Annotated in this window: 12 protein-coding genes; 6 read left to right on the forward strand and 6 right to left on the reverse strand. The window is 54.4% G+C overall.

Features of this window, described 5'->3' with window-relative positions; all coding sequences use genetic code 11:
* Positions 1-198: 198 nt before the first annotated feature.
* Positions 199-4,821: an AAA domain-containing protein gene (locus tag ACYZUM_RS10060; protein WP_200892963.1), complete on the reverse strand. Its 4,623-nt coding sequence runs from the start codon at positions 4,819-4,821 to the stop codon at positions 199-201.
* Positions 4,822-5,134: 313 nt separating this feature from the next.
* On the opposite strand from ACYZUM_RS10060, the gene ACYZUM_RS10065 reads away from it, so the two are divergent.
* Positions 5,135-6,430 (forward strand): ImmA/IrrE family metallo-endopeptidase, encoded by a 1,296-nt coding sequence (locus tag ACYZUM_RS10065; RefSeq protein ID WP_042559174.1) that lies wholly within the window; start codon positions 5,135-5,137, stop codon positions 6,428-6,430.
* A 121-nt stretch (positions 6,431-6,551) separates the two neighbouring features.
* On the opposite strand, the gene ACYZUM_RS10070 is transcribed toward ACYZUM_RS10065, so the two are convergent.
* Both ACYZUM_RS10070 and ACYZUM_RS10075 read right to left on the reverse strand, forming a co-directional pair.
* On the reverse strand, positions 6,552-7,244 hold the full coding sequence (locus ACYZUM_RS10070; RefSeq protein WP_042559175.1) for an ImmA/IrrE family metallo-endopeptidase: 693 nt from the start codon (positions 7,242-7,244) through the stop codon (positions 6,552-6,554).
* A 296-nt stretch (positions 7,245-7,540) separates the two neighbouring features.
* A complete protein-coding gene (locus tag ACYZUM_RS10075) occupies positions 7,541-8,608 on the reverse strand; it encodes a DNA-binding protein (protein WP_042559177.1) in 1,068 nt (355 codons plus the stop codon).
* Positions 8,609-8,804: 196 nt separating this feature from the next.
* On the opposite strand from ACYZUM_RS10075, the gene ACYZUM_RS10080 reads away from it, so the two are divergent.
* From ACYZUM_RS10080 to ACYZUM_RS10100, 5 genes are all read left to right on the forward strand, one after another.
* Positions 8,805-9,755: a tyrosine-type recombinase/integrase gene (locus ACYZUM_RS10080; RefSeq protein WP_042559178.1), complete on the forward strand. Its 951-nt coding sequence runs from the start codon at positions 8,805-8,807 to the stop codon at positions 9,753-9,755.
* A gap of 350 nt (positions 9,756-10,105) precedes the next feature.
* Positions 10,106-10,717, forward strand: coding sequence for a hypothetical protein (locus ACYZUM_RS10085; protein WP_042559179.1), 612 nt, complete (start codon positions 10,106-10,108; stop codon positions 10,715-10,717).
* 199 nt (positions 10,718-10,916) lie between these two features.
* Positions 10,917-12,134, forward strand: a complete 1,218-nt coding sequence (locus tag ACYZUM_RS10090) for a hypothetical protein (RefSeq protein WP_042559180.1) — start codon at positions 10,917-10,919, stop codon at positions 12,132-12,134.
* A 274-nt stretch (positions 12,135-12,408) separates the two neighbouring features.
* Positions 12,409-13,344 (forward strand): hypothetical protein, encoded by a 936-nt coding sequence (locus ACYZUM_RS10095; protein ID WP_042559181.1) that lies wholly within the window; start codon positions 12,409-12,411, stop codon positions 13,342-13,344.
* A 22-nt stretch (positions 13,345-13,366) separates the two neighbouring features.
* A complete protein-coding gene (locus tag ACYZUM_RS10100) occupies positions 13,367-13,678 on the forward strand; it encodes a hypothetical protein (protein ID WP_042559182.1) in 312 nt (103 codons plus the stop codon).
* Between the two features lie 84 nt (positions 13,679-13,762).
* Here the strand turns inward: ACYZUM_RS10100 and ACYZUM_RS10105 are convergent, their stop codons facing one another.
* The 3 genes from ACYZUM_RS10105 to ACYZUM_RS10115 all read right to left on the reverse strand — a co-directional run bounded on the left by ACYZUM_RS10105 (position 13,763) and on the right by ACYZUM_RS10115 (position 16,816).
* Positions 13,763-14,749 (reverse strand): hypothetical protein, encoded by a 987-nt coding sequence (locus ACYZUM_RS10105; protein ID WP_473061320.1) that lies wholly within the window; start codon positions 14,747-14,749, stop codon positions 13,763-13,765.
* 129 nt (positions 14,750-14,878) lie between these two features.
* Positions 14,879-16,098, reverse strand: a protein-coding gene (locus ACYZUM_RS10110; RefSeq protein ID WP_370467938.1) for an IS3 family transposase whose coding sequence is annotated in 2 segments (ribosomal slippage) — positions 14,879-15,753 and positions 15,753-16,098 — 1,221 coding nt in all. Because the reading frame shifts where the segments join, the coding sequence is not laid out codon by codon here.
* A 67-nt stretch (positions 16,099-16,165) separates the two neighbouring features.
* Positions 16,166-16,816 carry a hypothetical protein gene (locus ACYZUM_RS10115; protein WP_473061321.1) on the reverse strand — a complete coding sequence of 217 codons (651 nt, stop codon included), beginning with the start codon at positions 16,814-16,816 and terminating at the stop codon, positions 16,166-16,168.
* Positions 16,817-16,968 lie beyond the last annotated feature (152 nt).

Here is a 16,968-nt window from a genome sequence, read left to right on the forward strand (position 1 = left end):
TCGGTATCGCTCGACATATTTTGAGTGCACCAGGTAAACGCCATCATGTTCAGACACCACGTGGTTCTCAGGCACCGGGATTACCGCCCTGCTCTCCTCGACTACGAAGCTCTATCTCTATCGCCAGCTAGTACGTCGAACCAGCCGGTTTGGAACTGACCGCGCGTAAAAGCATTCTGCGCGCGGTCAGTTAACTCTTCAGATCGCTAAGGCTTGCTGCTCCTCATCGGTACTCGTTAGGGCTGCATGGTCTCCCAAGCCTTCCTCCTCTTCATCCAGGGATGTGCTAACAGCGGTTGACCATTCCCGTAGCTCTACTACGGCTGGAATCTTCTCCAGGGCATTGGTTGGTTCGATCCCGAGCTCCACCAAGCGCTGCAGCAGTTCTTCGAAGATTTCCTCTTTATGCATGCTCCAAGACGAGGCAAAGCAACGCCAAAATGTCCAGCCTGCACGTTCGAGGATACGTTGGCGATTCATGTCTGCCTCCCAGCGATCGGGGCCATGGAAGGCATCTCCATCACACTCGATTGCCAGACGATTATCGTTGGCTCCCTCGACGACCATGTCGAGCCTGAATGCCCCACTCTTCACCTGCGGGATGACGCGGTAGCCCCGCTCAACCAGTCTGCTAAAGACCTGCTGCTCAAATCCAGACTCGCAAAGCTTGATGAGGCCATCCTGATCGACCTCCTGCTCTGTGAGTGGTTTGCTGAAGTACTCCAGGAGTGTGCGACGAACATCTTTCAGGGAAAGGTGATCCAGGGTCACCGATCGAATCAGGTACATCCTATCGCGTGCGCGGCTTGCGGCTACGTTGAACCGCTGTTCAGCAGCAATGCCTGAAAGTGGATGGCAGTTCTCTGGATCTGCGACCATGGAAATGAAGATGATGTCGCGCTCGCTTCCCTGGAAGGTGCTTGCGTCACCACACGCAAATTCACGAGCGTGGAGCTCAACGGCCGGGCATCGTTCACGTACTAGCGAATCGATGAATTTGGCTTGTTCCATGCCCCCTAACAGCGTTACCACACCAATCGTGCGACCCGCATACTTGTCATCCTTGATAAGTGCCTGGATTTCTTCAACGATGGCTTCTGCCTCAAGCCTGTTGCAGCCCTTCTTATTCCTCACTCCGTCTTTGACATAAATGTCCACTAGAGGTGGATCGAGGCGCTCGGATGGTCGAGGGATTCGAAGGGGCTGGATCGCACCGCCGTAGAACTGGTTGGAATAGGAAATGATGGGAGGGACGCAGCGGAAGTGCTCACGCAACATAACCATATGGCCAGCGAAGACTCGCGATGCCAAATCGTAAAGAGATTTATCCGGCGTCATGTCGGCGCCATAGGGCTGGTCATTCAGGAACCGGTTACGAAGCTCGCCGATCCTCTTGCCGGATTTGAAGCCACCATCGGGAGAAACTTGCTTGTCATCCCCTACTACCAGTACCTTTTTGGCCCTGACGATAGCCGGCAAAGCCCATAAGTCTGACTGGCTCGCCTCATCCACAATCACCAGGTCGAAGGCGCCTATTTCCGCCGGCATGGACTCAGAAATCTTGGCGTGACTCATAATCCAGCATGGCACGGCACCGGCAGCATCCTGCATGCACTGCTGAGCATCGCGGCGATAACGCTCCGCGTTCGGCCCTGTCCCCTGCCCTATCTTGCGTATCGCTGTCGAGTAGCCGGCTAGTGCTTGCAGTACCATCGGGCTGGCATTGGCTTTAGTGGACAGCCAAGCCGCTCGGCTCACCACTTCCCGATACATACGTGCCAGGCCAGCTTCGAGTTTTACTCGCTTGCCATTTAGCTCGACGAGCTCATGACGCGCTTCGATGCTCTGCAGGTGAGAGCGTATTTGCGCATGCTGCCACGCCTCCTTCCAACTACTTGGGAAAGCCAGGTCTTCAGCTCCGTTTTCAACAGGAACGGTCAGCAACCGACCGGAAAGATTTTCCGCTCCAGCTGTCATCACCCGATGCGCGCCCTCCCTGACATAATTCAGGAGGAGACCGAGTTCTCTGATCCGCTGTAGTTCTGTCAGCAGGTCGACATACTGGGACACGACCCGATGCGTATCCTGATCCGGGCTGCCCAGGCACTCCAGCACGAATGTACGAAGCCGGCAGGAGATTGGGCTGTCGCCCGCGACTTTGGCCTGCAGAATCGCGAGTGAGGCGCCCGCCATGCTGAGATCTAATCGAGCAAGGTTTTGAGTGAGGTGATCCCGCAGGCGACGAATCTCGACGATTGTCAGCCTATGCATGTTATCGGGCGCATCTGCGAAGACCGCCTCGCAGAGTGGCTGTACTATTTCGGCGTACAGTGAGGTGAGCTCGAGCGCAGCCTGAACTGTACTAACGGTGATCTCCAGTTGCCGCAGATGTGCCGTTCCCGCTTGAAGTCGCGGAATCCCCAGTGTCTCGGCCAGAGGGTTCCAACGCGCAGTGAAGGATCTCACGTCCGCGTAAAGCTTCAGGTAGTCCTGGACGATCTTCCACTGCTCGGCAGACTTTGGCGCTGAGCCATTGATCCGGACATTGCTGACGTGTGCCTTGGCTTGGGATGCTCCGAAGCTCATCAGACCAAAAGGCTTTCCTGTTTCGGTAGCTCTATCCACGGCCTCAGATGTTTTCTCGCAATCCAAGGCTTCCTCTGGGAATTCAACAAAGTTTTCCAGCATGACCTTGCGCCGTTGCATCAATGCTTGGGCGGCTGGAAGCATGCCTACTAGGACTGAGATTTCACTGTCGTACCGTCCACCTGCCGCCTTGAGTCGCAGCTCCTGCGACCAAAGAATTTCGCAGTCCCCGTCGTCGTGCAGCGCCACAAGCTTTTCTTCGCAATGACCCAGCTCCAAATCTAGATTCTTGGCGGCAGCGACAACGGCTTCACTGTCGGATTTCAGGGGTATGAGATCCCCCTGACCTAGAGCATATTCGAGCGACTTTAGCTGGCAGATTGAGCCGTGGAGCTTGCCGATCTCCGCAGCTGCCGGTAATTGCTCAACTTCAGGCAGACTGGAATTGATGTAGACAAGGTCACGCCCGAGGTCGCGACGGGCCTGTCTTAAGCCCCTACCGAACTCATCGTCAAAAGGCAGCGAGTGTTCGGGTGACAACGAAAGTTCGTCGTCAAACCAGGCGTACTGGTCGCCGCCCTTCATCAGAAGCTCAGCAAGCTCTTCCGCACGATACTTGGCATCGCCTACTTTGATTTCGGAAAGCTGACTCAGGGCAATCTCATTGACGCGTCGATCAAGCCTCACCAGCTCGGTATGAGCAAGATCAATGGACTGGTGCAGGCGATCAATCTCACTCCGAGCAAGTGATGGATTGATTTGCGAAACTTGGTGTTGGATAGCCTCAATCGAGCCTTGGAATTGCCGGATACCCTCGCGGTCACTGGTCAGCAGCGCAACTGTCAGAGGCCGAACCTCAGCCGGTATTTTCGACTGGAGTACCTTCAGGGCCTGCTCGCCACGAGAGGTAACTAGGACACGTTTGCCAGTCGCCAGATAGTGGCAAATGATGTTGGCGATCGTATGGGTTTTGCCGGTACCAGGAGGGCCCTGAACGGCAACCCCTGGTGCGTGCTCCAGACGCTGAACGATAGTTACCTGCTCGTCATTGTATGGAAGGGGGAAATACAGTTCCTTGGGTTCAGCTCTAGATCCATCCATGCTTCGGCTGGAAAGCCCGCGGAAGTTAACGTGCTGGTAATCGATTGCAATATTCGAGGCCGGGGTCACCAACGCAAGTGGGCCGGCAGGAAGCTCGAGACATTCCTTAAGCTTCTCCCGGATCTTGCGAAGGTCGTTGATCAGCCAGTTGCTGGGTTTGGGGCGAGCAAACACCACCCACGCATCGCTTATCTGGAGCGTGTCACTTGGTTCCGGGAAGCCCTGGGCTCCATCTCCCATCACCTCCAAATATTTGCCTTTGCTGTCGAGGCTTCTGGCCGAGAGCTTGAGCACGTCAGCAAAGGTCGATGGCAAGAATGGGTTCAAAGGGGAGTCGACATGTCTGCCTAGATGATCGCGAATAGCTCTTTCGCACTCGCTGGCGCCAGGGATATTGGCGTTGATCAGCGCATCGAACTCGATCATCGGCTCTGTGGCACGCGGGCGAACTTCGACCGCCATGCTCTCCTCGTTCAAAGAGATGTCGAGGGCTTGGGTCAACAATGGATAATTGAATCCCTGCTGCGTATCGTTGATCGTTAACGTCCAAGCGCTAACGCCCAAGCCCCATACCAGCTCGCGAGCAGATTTTCCCGTCTCCATCTGCTGCATCAATGCAAACATGTCGCCATAGAGGCTAATGGTCTTGCGACGTGGTTTCTCAAGCTCAGCCCATTCGTGCCACAGGACAAGATACGCCGTAAGAGCAGCCGAAGCTTGCGCGCGTACCTCGGATTCCACTGCGGCGATATCTCCACCCGGATCTTTGTCTTGCTGCTCGCGGATTAACTGGAGGAGCACCTGCTCAGAGAGCGCTGGTGGCTTGGTGGGATTGTCGCTGGCTTTGATGACGGAGCTATAGCTTCCATCAACTGGTGCTGGAGCACGTGACTCTTCGAGCCGTTCGATTTGCAGCCAGATATTGTCGCCTGGGAACTGGAGATCAAAGTGCAGCCCAGGAAGACCTAGAAGGCCTGTCGGTGGATACACGTCATTAACAGAGCTCGATAGTTGATAGCGCGACGGATCAAGCTCCTTGAGGCTTTCCTCTGCGTACTCGAATAGTCGGCTGAGGAGCTCGTTAGGCGTCCGTTGCATGTTAATACTCCGATAATTCAGGGGGTTCGACTTCAACAGTCAATATTGAGTCAAGGATGCCATATTGCTTCTAGTTGTGGTTTTGAAATAATCGCCTCCTGACGAGTATCCTTGAGAATCAGGCGGAGCCAAATCTAGCGATACGTAGATGACGTCGGCGGGCCAAACTAACAATGTCGTCAGCGGTTGTCTGGGCGTTAACCTTCTGGTCATTGACATAAAAGTAGGAAAAAAGACCATCATGGTACCGAGCTGAGAGCCAGCATGACCGGTGGTAATTCTTTCTCGAGCGCTATCTATTCACGCACGACTGACATTCTGATCCGTTACCAAGGAGTCCGCCCTACATATGGAAATTCAAGCGCTCAGCACCTATGCCAAGGGCGACCGATTCGAGGAGCAGGTCTTTGAGTTCCTGTCTCGTGAGATCAATAAAGGTCGCTTCTATGCATTCCAACCTGAGTGCTGCAAAATTTTCAGGAAGAAGGGTTACTTCTCGCGTGACCGAGAGGACTTCATCATTTTTGATATTTCTGTCGAAGTATTCCTGCCTGGTTTCGAAACCCCATCATTGCTTGTGCTCATCGAATGTAAGAACTACAGCGGCAAAGTGCCCGTGGGGGACATCGAAGAATTTGGTTCAAAGATAAGTCAGGTGGCCGGCTTCAATGCCAAGGGTATTTTTGCGTCCGCCAGTGCGTTTCAGTCCGGCACGTTCAACATTGCTCGGAACCGAGGCTTCGGTGTCTTGCGTTACTTTGATCAATCTGAGTTTCGATGGGAGCTTCCTCGCGCCCTGCTGACCGGGGCGCGGAGCGCTAGAGCCCGTAAGCGCGCGGAGATCGAATACGCCCTAACCCGGATGGATTTTCGGCCTACCGTTTATAGCGCCTATGCCGTAACTCCTGCCGGCTTTACGGATGGTTGGGAAGGCATCTGGAAAGGGCTCGACCTTGAGAGTGCTTTTAAAGAGAGCGATCTGAGTCTGATTCGTCAGCCCACGCTTATCGAAACACCCAGGGTCGCGTTCATTTCGCGGGACAGAATAGATCGCTTGGCGCAGCAGGCTTTGAAATCCATTTCATACATCCGGGGAGAGGTCGATCTGACTAAGCTGGTGTCCAGGGAAGCTGATGTCAGTGGACTGTCCGTGAGCTTCATTCAGGACTCGGGCTCAGCCCTCGGCAGTATCACGTTCAACCCGCTTGAGATCAAAATCTTCGGGGCAGATAGCCAATCCCACTTGGCCCGATTCACACTCGCCCATGAGTTGGGGCATCACTTTCTAGGTCATAAGCGCTACATGACACGAGAAGCCATCCGAGCGCAGGACATTGACCAGAGCCAGCTGATCACCATCCCTAAAGGGGAAGTCGAGCGGTTGGAGTGGCAAGCAAATACGTTTGCTTCATGTCTCTTGATGCCTAAAGAGGACTTTCAGGCTGCGTTTGGGTTGTTACTACAGCATCTTGGCATCCGAAACCGTGGTCACGGCCATCTGTACCTGGACAGTCAGAGGGACAACGTCATTCAGTTTCATGCTGTGTGCAATTCTCTGAGCGAATATTTTAACGTTTCGAAGACAGCGATCCGATTGCGCATGAGGGCGCTGGAACTGCTGGTCGAGGTTGGTCGCCAAGATTGAGCTGCATTTCACGGGGAGTTTAGGACGCATCGTCGGGCGGTTCTAGAGCGTACAGTCCTTTATCGCCCCACCATTCTAATGCACTTCGATTGATACCTAGCGCCTACTTCAAGCCCCCAAGCTACGGCCAGCGTACTAAACCAAGCTCCTTGAGTCTTAACGCCATTGCCGAATCGGATACTCCAAACTGCGTAGCAAGCGATACGACGTTGAGATTATTGAAGCGTTGGCACCGCGCCAGCGCCAGCTCTCGCTCCAAGGAGTCTGCCGAGGCATACAGCAGACCTTCGATGTTATGTGCATCGAGGTGATATGCAACCGTGTCGTTAAAGTGAAGCTGGTCTCCACAAAGGAATAGACGCCTGAAGCGGTCGGCGACAAGCTTCGCAGGCATCAAAAAACACGCTGCAAAGAAATCAGCCTCCCGTTCTTCAGGGTTTCGCGGCCCGCCGACTGGACGGCCATCTAACGCCCGATCCCTATGCATAACCTCACCTTTATGTAGGGCAAGGTGGCCGATCTCATGAGCACCCGTGAACAGTTTTACTGTGGGTGAGAATTCTTGGGAGATGGCGATGCGGTTCGCTTGGCGATCGATCAGACCTGCAATCTTAGGGCCGGAGCCGCCATGGATGAATTTGGGGTCACCGAGATTCGGAAGCTCCCGATATTCAAAGCCGTACGCTAACGCCGCCTTTCTCGGATCACGCGCCTGAAGCGGGGTGATATCTTGATCGCCCCACAGGTGATATCGGTCGCGCCAGAGCATGCGCAGCAGCTCGGATGCTTCTTGTTCGATACTTGGCATGTGCATGCAAATCACCGCATGTAGTGTTCATGACCTGATAATAACCCAATATGTAGGGTTTTCAAGTCTTTCAAACATGCGCTGGCGGTGCTCTGCACACTGCTGCTAATTTGCTTTACTCGAGTCAGCCGCTTCGATACCTGACTTAGCTCGGGTTTCCAATCGAGTGCGGGTGTCGAGCTGTATGAAGGCTGGCGGTAATGTGCTGTTCGCCAGCATAAAAGTGAGTCGCTGATGAGCCCACTGAAGCGCGGAGCATTCTTCATTAGGGCCTATCGGTTTGAGCGGGGCTTTGTTCATGGTCACTTCCTCGAAGGTTTTGTGGGTGCTGTCTTTGGCTTCTCGGATGCAGGCGCAAATGTGGTGTTCGAATCGCTTCCATCTGTCTCAGCCTCGGTAGCCTGCAATCGCCGGAGTCGCTCATTCTCCGATTGGGCAGCAACAAGCAGCAGTCTTGCCTCCAGCTCGCGCTCGCCGCTCTTGGCTGCTGCTTCATTCAGTGCCGCGGCGTCTTGTCGAAGCGTGGCGATCTGTTCCTGGAGCTGCTCAGCAACTCCGGCGGATCTCGCCTCCGCCAGTTTCAGACCTTGAATCTCGCCAGTCAGTGTCTGTATGTGCGCCTCATGGCCGTGTAGCAGTTTCACCTGCTGCCTGGACTCTCCAAGCAACCGCTCGTTGTCACGATTTAAACGAGTTAGGTCATCCTGTTTCAGCACCAACGTTTCCTGCAGCTTGCGCTTCTCCACTTGGGCCTCGTGGAGTTGGGATTCATGCCGTCGTTGATCTTGTTCACGCTGCTCTTTTACAGACTCCCGGTAGTGCTCCAATGCCCCGCGCGCGTGAACATGCTTTTCCTCTAGGGAGTGGATCTGTTTATCCCGGTCACTGACCAAGGCTTCTAGGTCAGTACAGCGTTGATTAAGTCCGGCATTGCGTGTCAGCTCTGCCTGGAGTGAGGACTGCGTGGTTTTTAAGTCAGCAGTTTGAGCCTCAATCGCTGCTTGCTGAGTGTCGAGCTGCCTACGCGCTGCGGTCAGTTCAGTTTGCAGGCTGTCGATCTGCCCCTGGAGCTCTACACGCTCAATATCAAAGGCTGATCGGGACTGTTCGATCGACTCGTTACCCTCCTCCATGAGTCGATCCAGAAGGCTTTCCACCATTGCCGAAAGTTCTTCACCCATGCGTTCGCGGGACGATAGTGGGCGTGGATCGTAGGATTCGATCTCCTTCAGGTACCGGGCAATGGTTGTCTTCGACCCGGTATTCCCCAGTTCCACACGCACGGCATCGATGCTTGGGTATGTGCCCCTAGCGAGCAGAGACTGCCTTGCTTTTTGCACCACCGCCTTGTTAATGCCGCCACGAGCCATGTGAACTCCTACGATTTCGTGCTGTGTTACGTGTCATGTAATTACGTGACACGCTATCACCAATTTTTTGGATGTAAAGCCCAGTAATTAAAAAGCTATAATAGTGCTTTATGGCTTCTTGATACTTTCTGGCACCCAGAAAACCTCCTAGTGGCGCTGGGAAAGCAAAACGCTCCGATTTTGAAGGCTAAGTACGATGGAAAAGGCAGATCGATACCTCAGCGCCGGTACCCGGGAGAACACGCGAAAAAGTTACCGGGCTGCGATTGAGCACTTCGAAGTGACTTGGGGCGGGTTCCTGCCCACGACCGGCGCGGGCGTCGTTCGCTACTTGGCGGAGTACGCCGACAAACTCTCTATCAACACTCTGAAGCAGCGCTTGGCGGCTCTTGCGCAATGGCACATCACCCAGGGCTTCCCCGATCCAACCAAGACGCCTGATGTTCGCCAGATGATCAAGGGCATCAGAGTCGTGCATCCTGCAAAGGTGAAACAGGCCGCCCCACTGCTCCTGAAACACCTGGAGCTAGCGGTCACATGGCTTGAAGGGGAAGCTGCAGCTGCGGTTGAACGGGGAGACTACAAATCGCTGGTGCGTCATCGTCGCTCGGTGGCGATTATCTTGATTGGGTTTTGGCGTGGCTTTCGCGGCGATGAGTTAGCCAGGCTAATGGTCGAGGATACCCAAGCCATAAGTGGTGAAGGCATTACCTTTTTCCTGCCTTACACCAAGGGTGACCGCCAGCATGAAGGAACTACTTTCCAGACGCCGGCGCTTACAATTCTCTGCCCCGTGGAGGCCTACATCAACTGGATAACGGATGCCGGGATCGCAAAAGGCCCGGTGTTCCAGCGGATAGATCGGTGGGGCAATCTTTCAGGCAAAGCTATGCAGCCGCATAGCCTGATCCCTGTGCTACGCCGCATTTTCAAAGAGGCAGGATTGCCAGCTGAACTGTATAGCAGTCACTCGATGCGGCGAGGCTTTGCGACCTGGGCGTCCGCCAATGGATGGGACATCAAAGGACTGATGGGCTATGTGGGCTGGAAGGATATGAAGTCAGCGCTGCGTTATGTCGATGCGGGCACGTCGTTTGGTGGCTTGGCGTTGCGCAATACAAGCCCCAAGCACGTGCCTCTTGCCTGACAAAGAGCAGATCCCCCTGAGGCGGCGATCTATAAAGCAACGGCTTGACCTGTTTCCACGCAAACCAAAAACTCACGATTTACGTGCCAGCTGTTTCCGCATGGTACGCCGGCGAGCGAAAATCCGAACTCATCGTTTCCCTCGGCCCTGACGGCCAAGATAAGCGTTGAAGCACGCTATGAATTTAGACGCCTGATTTTGACTAGAGCTATTCCGAATTCTGAATATCATACAGCCATGGATTCCAGAAACGAGACGGCATGATGAGACAATGCTTTGGAAGGACGCGCAATGGAACCAGGGGCAAAAGATCTGGAAATTGGTGGCTGTTTTGCGCTGAGCATCGACTGATGGGCCTGTTGGCTATTCCGCTAATCATCGGGGGCGCTTTGAATTTCGCAGGCAATGCCACCTCGGTTCTGGGCTGGTTATCGATCATGCCATCTAACCTTGCGGGATTGATCAATCCGCATCAGGTATCGCTACCAGATGCGATCAAGTCTGCTGTGGTTGAAGGGATCAACTACACAGCGGCACCCACCAGTGAGACCCTTGTGGCCAAGGTGATTACCCGCGCTAGCTTGGATGATTCGAACTCCGGCGTTGATATGCTTTTTCTGTTTTCGCTGGTGAGCCCGTTCAAACCTACAGGAATGAATACGATCTTCCGAGGCGACGGCTGCAGATTCCTCGGAAAAGGGAGGGGGATTTCTCTAGACAAAAACGGAGGCTACATCGACATCGTTGGTGCATCGTGTGTGGACGACCGTGGTACCGCTTACGAGCTCCATGCACAGGGAGCGCGTCGGCTTGGCTTTGTGGCCAACGTGGGTGATTTCACCAGCGGTACTGTGAAAGTGATCCGGGACAAAGGGGATCACACGCTGCAGCATGCCGAGAATGTGATGCTCCGTTTCGATCAACCAGTTGCCTTACTCCTGGAAGTAGGTCGAGTGAGGTGAGAAAGAGTGCCTGGCTCATGACAGCGTTAATGCAAGTGCCGGGGAAGGCGCACAGTCTTTCGTAGGTGGACGGAACTTCAATGGCCGTTTGGAGCTGTGGATATTGATCCTAGCGGGTAGGAAACCATAAGCTCGCACCTAAGAGCTTCATCAAAACTGTACTTAGCAGCTACATCTGACTTAGCAATTGGACGTTCTCATGACCGGCTCGTTTCCTCCTCGCTTGATTATCGATGACCAAAAGACGATGGTCATTCTGGATACCGTAGCCGCGCGAGAGCTTGTCGACCTCGAACACTGCCCCGCTTGGGTGGAGACGTTCGGGAAGATGACAGCGGATGGATATTCCTTCTCCCTCGCCGACGGTACGTTTATAGAGCTTGTAAACCAGAGAAGCCGCGGATCAATTACGGCTGATCAATTCCATCGCATGTGCACGCGATTGACCCAATTCCTGAGCATTGAGCTCCCTATAGCACCCGGGCGCAGAGATTTGTTGGGGATGCTGCAGCAGAACAGTGAGCCTTGGAGTGAGCAGGAATGTCGCTCAATATCTCTGGACAGCTGGGCTGAATTGCTTCGCTGTGCTGACGCTGGATATACCCCTGGCTCAACTGAGCATTTACTGGAGGAGGAACGCAATGCATGGAGAGCAATGCTCGCGGGCTTCCAGGAAACAGTCAACACCCTAAAACACAACGAGCAGCTTAGGATTGAAGTGCTACACGCCCTAGATGAGGCTGGCTTGCTGCCTGCCTTTGACGCGCTTCCTGAGCATGAATTTCTGAAAGCGTTGGAGGCTATCCACACCCTTCAGGCGAGCCCGTCCGAGGAGGTGTTGGATCTTTTCAAAGCTGTGCCAAATGTGGCACTGCAAAAGGTATTTGAGTCACTTGAGGCGCTGAGTCCGCAAGATCTGAGCGGAGTGTTGCAGCTAGCGCACCCATACAAAGACCAGAAGCAACATATCGATGATAATTCCAAAGACCCGACCGATGCTTGGCAGGCTTGGACAGCTCAGCAAGTGAGCTGGAAAGTCATTGGGCCCAAAATTAACGTGGGTGTCACCAAAGCGTTTGAGAATTCGGAGTCGGCTGTGTTCACCATGAACATGCGCAGCCACTTGGAAGTGCTTTACTGCTGGACACGGTTTTCAAGCATGCAGAAAGTCAAGCGAGCCTATGACCCGACCTCCAAAAAAAGTCGCAACGACGGCGTGGATTTTGACCTATATCGCTTTTTGAAGTTGCCTGCCTTCGTGGTGACGCTGGATAAGGGGTTTCTTGAGGGACTTACTGACGTCAGTAGTTATCAGGCCAACTGGTTCTTCAGGCCGCAAGAATTGGCCGACTCCTGGAACGCTGGGATTACACCAAAACCTCGCTGGCCAGCAGTCAAGGATCTATGCAAGCGCTGAACGCATCGCAATCCTGCTTCTCGAGTACACTGTAGGAGATCAAACGCGGCTCAATAGCGCTACTCTCGCAACAGTACCGACTCGCCCATTCGTAGAGCTATTACTAGCCAAGTAATGGTGCATATTGCCCCTGCATAGTAACTGGCGGCCTGTTACTCATAGCTCTACGCGGAAAGTACGAACCAAGCTTGGGCCCCCATTTCGGTGGTTAAGGCATGATGGTAGATTGCCATTCTCGCTAACGGAAACGGGCTACTGGTCAAAAGGAGGCATTTTGAGAAAGGATTTACTGTTCACCTGCCTGGCCCTTTCGCTTACGGGATGTGGAGATGGCGGTGAGTTATGCAAGAAAGAGGCTGAAGGCCTTCGCTCGGACGTAAAATCCCTGCAGGCAGAAATCACCGCCGCTAAAGGCAAAATCGCGAAGCTTGAGCAGGAAAATACGGCCCTTAAAGAAACACCCACCGTATTGCTGGCTCAGGTAAGAAGGGCTTCCGACCGCGAAGACGAAGCAGCCACTAGAGTAGCCTTGGCGTCGTTGACGTTGCGCTACCCAGACTCCGCTGAAGCAGAAACCGGAAGCAGTTTCCTGCAGAAAATGGTCAAGGATCGTGAGGCCAAGGAACAAGAGGCGCATCGGCTGGCGGCGCTCGGCATGAAAGCTATTCCGGTGAAAGCCTCATTCGCAGCCGATGACAGTTCTGTCTCGCTCCAGTCAGCCCAAATTACCGACCAGTGGAGCTTTAACAATCACGGTGATGAGTATGAGTACCGATCTGCCGAACGCGGCTCCAAGTACATCACGGCGAAAGTGACATACTCGTCTAAGAGCAAAGACCCTCGGCTGGCGCCTCTCGTTGTTTACGCGTCAAACGGCGGCGAGCTCAAACGGTTGGGCGTCATGGGTTTCGAATTCGTCAGTTGGAGCAGCTATGCGACGTTCCTGGGTAATTACCACGACGACGCGAATGATTTTGCTCACAAGGCAAGTATTAGGTTCTCCTTGGGACTCCAAGTCCCAAATGAGGCGATAACCAAGCCGCTATACATTGTTGCGTCATCTTCAGGTTGCGCGGATCGTAGCTCAGATCGATTTGGTAACCCCCCTGTGAGCTACTCGACGTACAGCTGCGACCAATCTGCCCCCAATGTCCTCCGTGCCGGCGATTTTAAAGACGGCCGGTTCGGCATCGTTAAGCGCATAGACTGAATCCGAGACAGGAGTCTCCCATATGAAGAAGGTCTTAATTACAGCGGGCATCGCGCTGCTCTGTTTGGTCGTGTACACCCAGATTACGATATTCGCCGTGCCCCCAATTGGAGCAGTACCCGAGGGCAGGACAGTCATCATGCTCCGCCTCAACAAAACGAATTTCATTGATAGTGCTGATGCCATGTGCGTTCGCATCCAGGGCTATGTGAGCCTCATGTGTAGAGGGATGACTATGGCGGGAGTGGTGCAGGCTACTACTATCCTCGCTCGCCTGCCTTACTCGGAAACTATCTACAAGATCAGCACCGGCGGTGAGACCTACGAGAGATAGCTGAGGGAGGCACCTGTTTAAGCTTCGCGCGAGGGGCGACTGTGTGGGCAAACGAATACTCGCAGTTCCCTGCTTACTCGCTTTTCACAAGCCAACGCATTCGAGAGTTGCCCGCTGCATGGTGATGTCAGGATAAATGATCGAAAGCCACGCGATGGGGGTGCTTGGATCGAAATCGGCCGCCAAAGTACGAAGCTGGATCAGATGCGGAAAGTTCTCAGCGGCCGAAGTCAGCGCGCCATGAGCTGAGGATATGTGACCCGCTTTCCTATGCCGTTCGGCCAATGTAAGAGCCATGCAGGCTTCTACATTCGCCGGCACCCTGATGCCACCGCTCTTGTAGCGCTGCGTGTAATAGCGATCCAACTGAAGCTGATGGATAGCGGGTGTCCATTCCGAGTCACTGCCCAACAGGGCCTGGGTAATCAGGGAATCCACACTCGGTTTGTTCAACATCTCCACCTCCTTGGAGGTATGCGTCCTCCTCGCAGGGTCGTGGCCCAGGTAGACGTTGGACAACCACCACAGGGCAAGAAACGGCACATTCTGCGCTTCATTCATTTGGGACTGAATGCTCAGCCCCTTTTCGATAATGTGGCTCGGCCTGTGGAGCTTGCGATTGGGGTATTCGACCAGACACTCATCGAGCAGCTCCACCAAACCTTGAAGGTATCGCCGCGATGTCTGAGCCTCGAAACCGGAAGGGTCGTAGATCCAATGCTGTGGGGCGACCCTGAGCCTCAAGAGGTTGGGGTTGTCCCACTCGTAATTGCACGGTTCATGCTTGATTTTAGGAGCTTTGCGCACAAACTCAATGATCACTGCCCGCACTAGCCGGAATAATCCCTGGAATGTGAAGGTGAGCTTCCCTTCGTCCTCCCAAGTTTCTCTATGACTAGCGAAGTGGAGGAATTCTTTAGTGAGTGGTTTGAGCGTGTGAACGTAGCTGGAGCGGACACCGTAGAGGTTTTGCAAGGCCGCCTCCAAGTCGCGACGACCTATTGGATGTTTCTGTGCGTCGGCCTGAGCCGAGAAGTAGTCCGCTGGCAGGTGAGCCAGGATGAATTGCACAAATCTAAACCCAAGGCGCGGATGTATGACTTCCAGTACTGCTTCCCTGACCTTTTGCGAGCCTTCTTCGCTGACGCTGAGGAGTGCCTCATTGGACTTGCCCCTACAAAACCGGACACCAACTCCCCGTCAAATTGATGCTGCTGCCAAGCGCCTGAACTCCCTCGGTGAGCGATAGTTCAAGGCGCTGTGCGGATGCTGCTCGTTGTAATGCTCGAAGGCAATTGCCAGGTTGCGCAGCGCCGTTTCTCGATCCGGCTTGGGCATGTGCGCAACGTAGTCACGTTTGATCGTCTTCACGAAGCTCTCGGCCATGCCGTTGCTCTGCGGGCTGCGCACCGGGGTGGTCACCGGCTGCAAACCGATCTGTCGAGCAAACAGGCGTGTCTGTTCGGCGGTGTACGCCGAGCCGTTGTCGCTTAGCCATTGAACCGGCGTTGCAGGCAGTTGATCACCGAAGCGTTTCTCTACGCTCTCCAGCATCAAGTCGCGGATGTCATCGCCGCTGTACCCGGTCGGACTCGCGACCCAGCCGATGGCTTCGCGGTCACAGCAATCCAGGGCGAAGGTCACGCTCAGTTTGGCGCCGTCCTCACAGCGGAACTCAAAGCCGTCCGAGCACCAACGCGTATCACTGGTTTGCACCGCAATACGACCCTCGTGCCGACGCGGCACGCCGGGCTGTTTGATGCGCCGCGCCAACAGCAGGTCGTGATCGCGCATGACCCGGTAAACCCGTTTCACATTGATCGCCGGCAGCGACTGGGTTTCACGGGCACGACGCAGCAATCCCCAAACACGACGGTAGCCATAGCTGGGCAGTTCGCTGATCTGTTGCTGGATTTCAACCACCAGATCAGCATCGTCCACAGGCCTGCGGCGCCGTACTTTGAGCGATACCGATTGCTTGATTCGAACCGTTAATTGCGAGCGCGCCACACCGAGACATTCGCTGACCAGCTTCACTGGTCGTCCCCCGGCAACAAGGGTGAGTGCGCAATCCATTTTCGCGACCGGGCGATCTCCACGGCCTCTTTGAGGATTTCTGCTTCCATCGTTTTCTTGCCCAGCATCCGTTGCAGTTCACGGATCTGCTTGAGCGCATCGCTCAGCTCCGAGGCGGGCACAACGGCTTCACCGGCACTGACCGCCGACAGACTGCCGTCCTGATATAACTTGCGCCATAGGAACAGCTGGTTGGCATTGATGCCGTTGCGTCGAGCGACCACCGAAACGCTTTGCCCTGGCTCAAGACTCTCGCGAACCATGGCCAGTTTTTGCTCCGGGCTCCAGCGGCGCCGCCGCTCTTGGCCCAAAAGCTCCCCACTCTTGTCGTTGCTATTAGTCATAAACATAACCGTTTGCCTATCCCTTATCGTAAGGGGGAAACGGTGTCCTGTCTTTCATGGGGCTCGTTCACTCATCCACCCCGGCTCGCTTTTGATCAGGAAGATCGACCCATTTCGGTTCGTGGCCATCGAATTTCTGAGCCAGTGATTCAACACACATAACCAACAGCGTGTAGGCCAGGTTGAGGTCATCACCCATTCGGTGGACTGCGGCCACGTACGTTCGGATTGCCTGGATCACAGCAAGGTAGTTGGCGCGCGGCAAGTCAATTAACTGATCCGCAAACTGTTCGAATGCCTGCAGTTCGGACTCAGTAGCCCTGACTGATTTATCATAAAATCGTGCTAGCCGTTCACTGGGAGAACGGTCTCCAGGCCTGTGCCGCTGGTACAGTAAGCGCTCGGCAATATGAACATCTGGTGAGAAAATCACCTGCAGGCTGAAAGAGGCTATGTCCGCGAAGTCATCAATGTAAGCAGCCATCGCACGGGAAACGAGTACTCCTGGGGCGGGATCAGCCGCCTCCATATACTCGGTCATCTCATAACCCAATGCCGCAGGGGTACGGAATGACTCCAGATTGACCAAGGTTCCAACCCTGGTACTGAATCGATCAAACGCACCAAGATCTACGTTGCTATAAATCACACCTTTGAGATCTTGCCGGCGTGGGTTTTCGCGATTCGTGAACAGCTTTCCGGTCGCAGCTTGTAGCATGGAAACTCCTTACTGGATAAACCCACATCCCCTCGTTTCACAGATGCTGTACCTTTCAGGCTGTGCCCAAGGCTCACGGCCATGCAAATGACCTCGGCTTCAGATCAAACGGCTTCCTAGATTGCCTCATTCTTTGCCCCAGCAGAATTGGA

Source organism: Pseudomonas sp. m6p, from assembly GCF_055760375.1.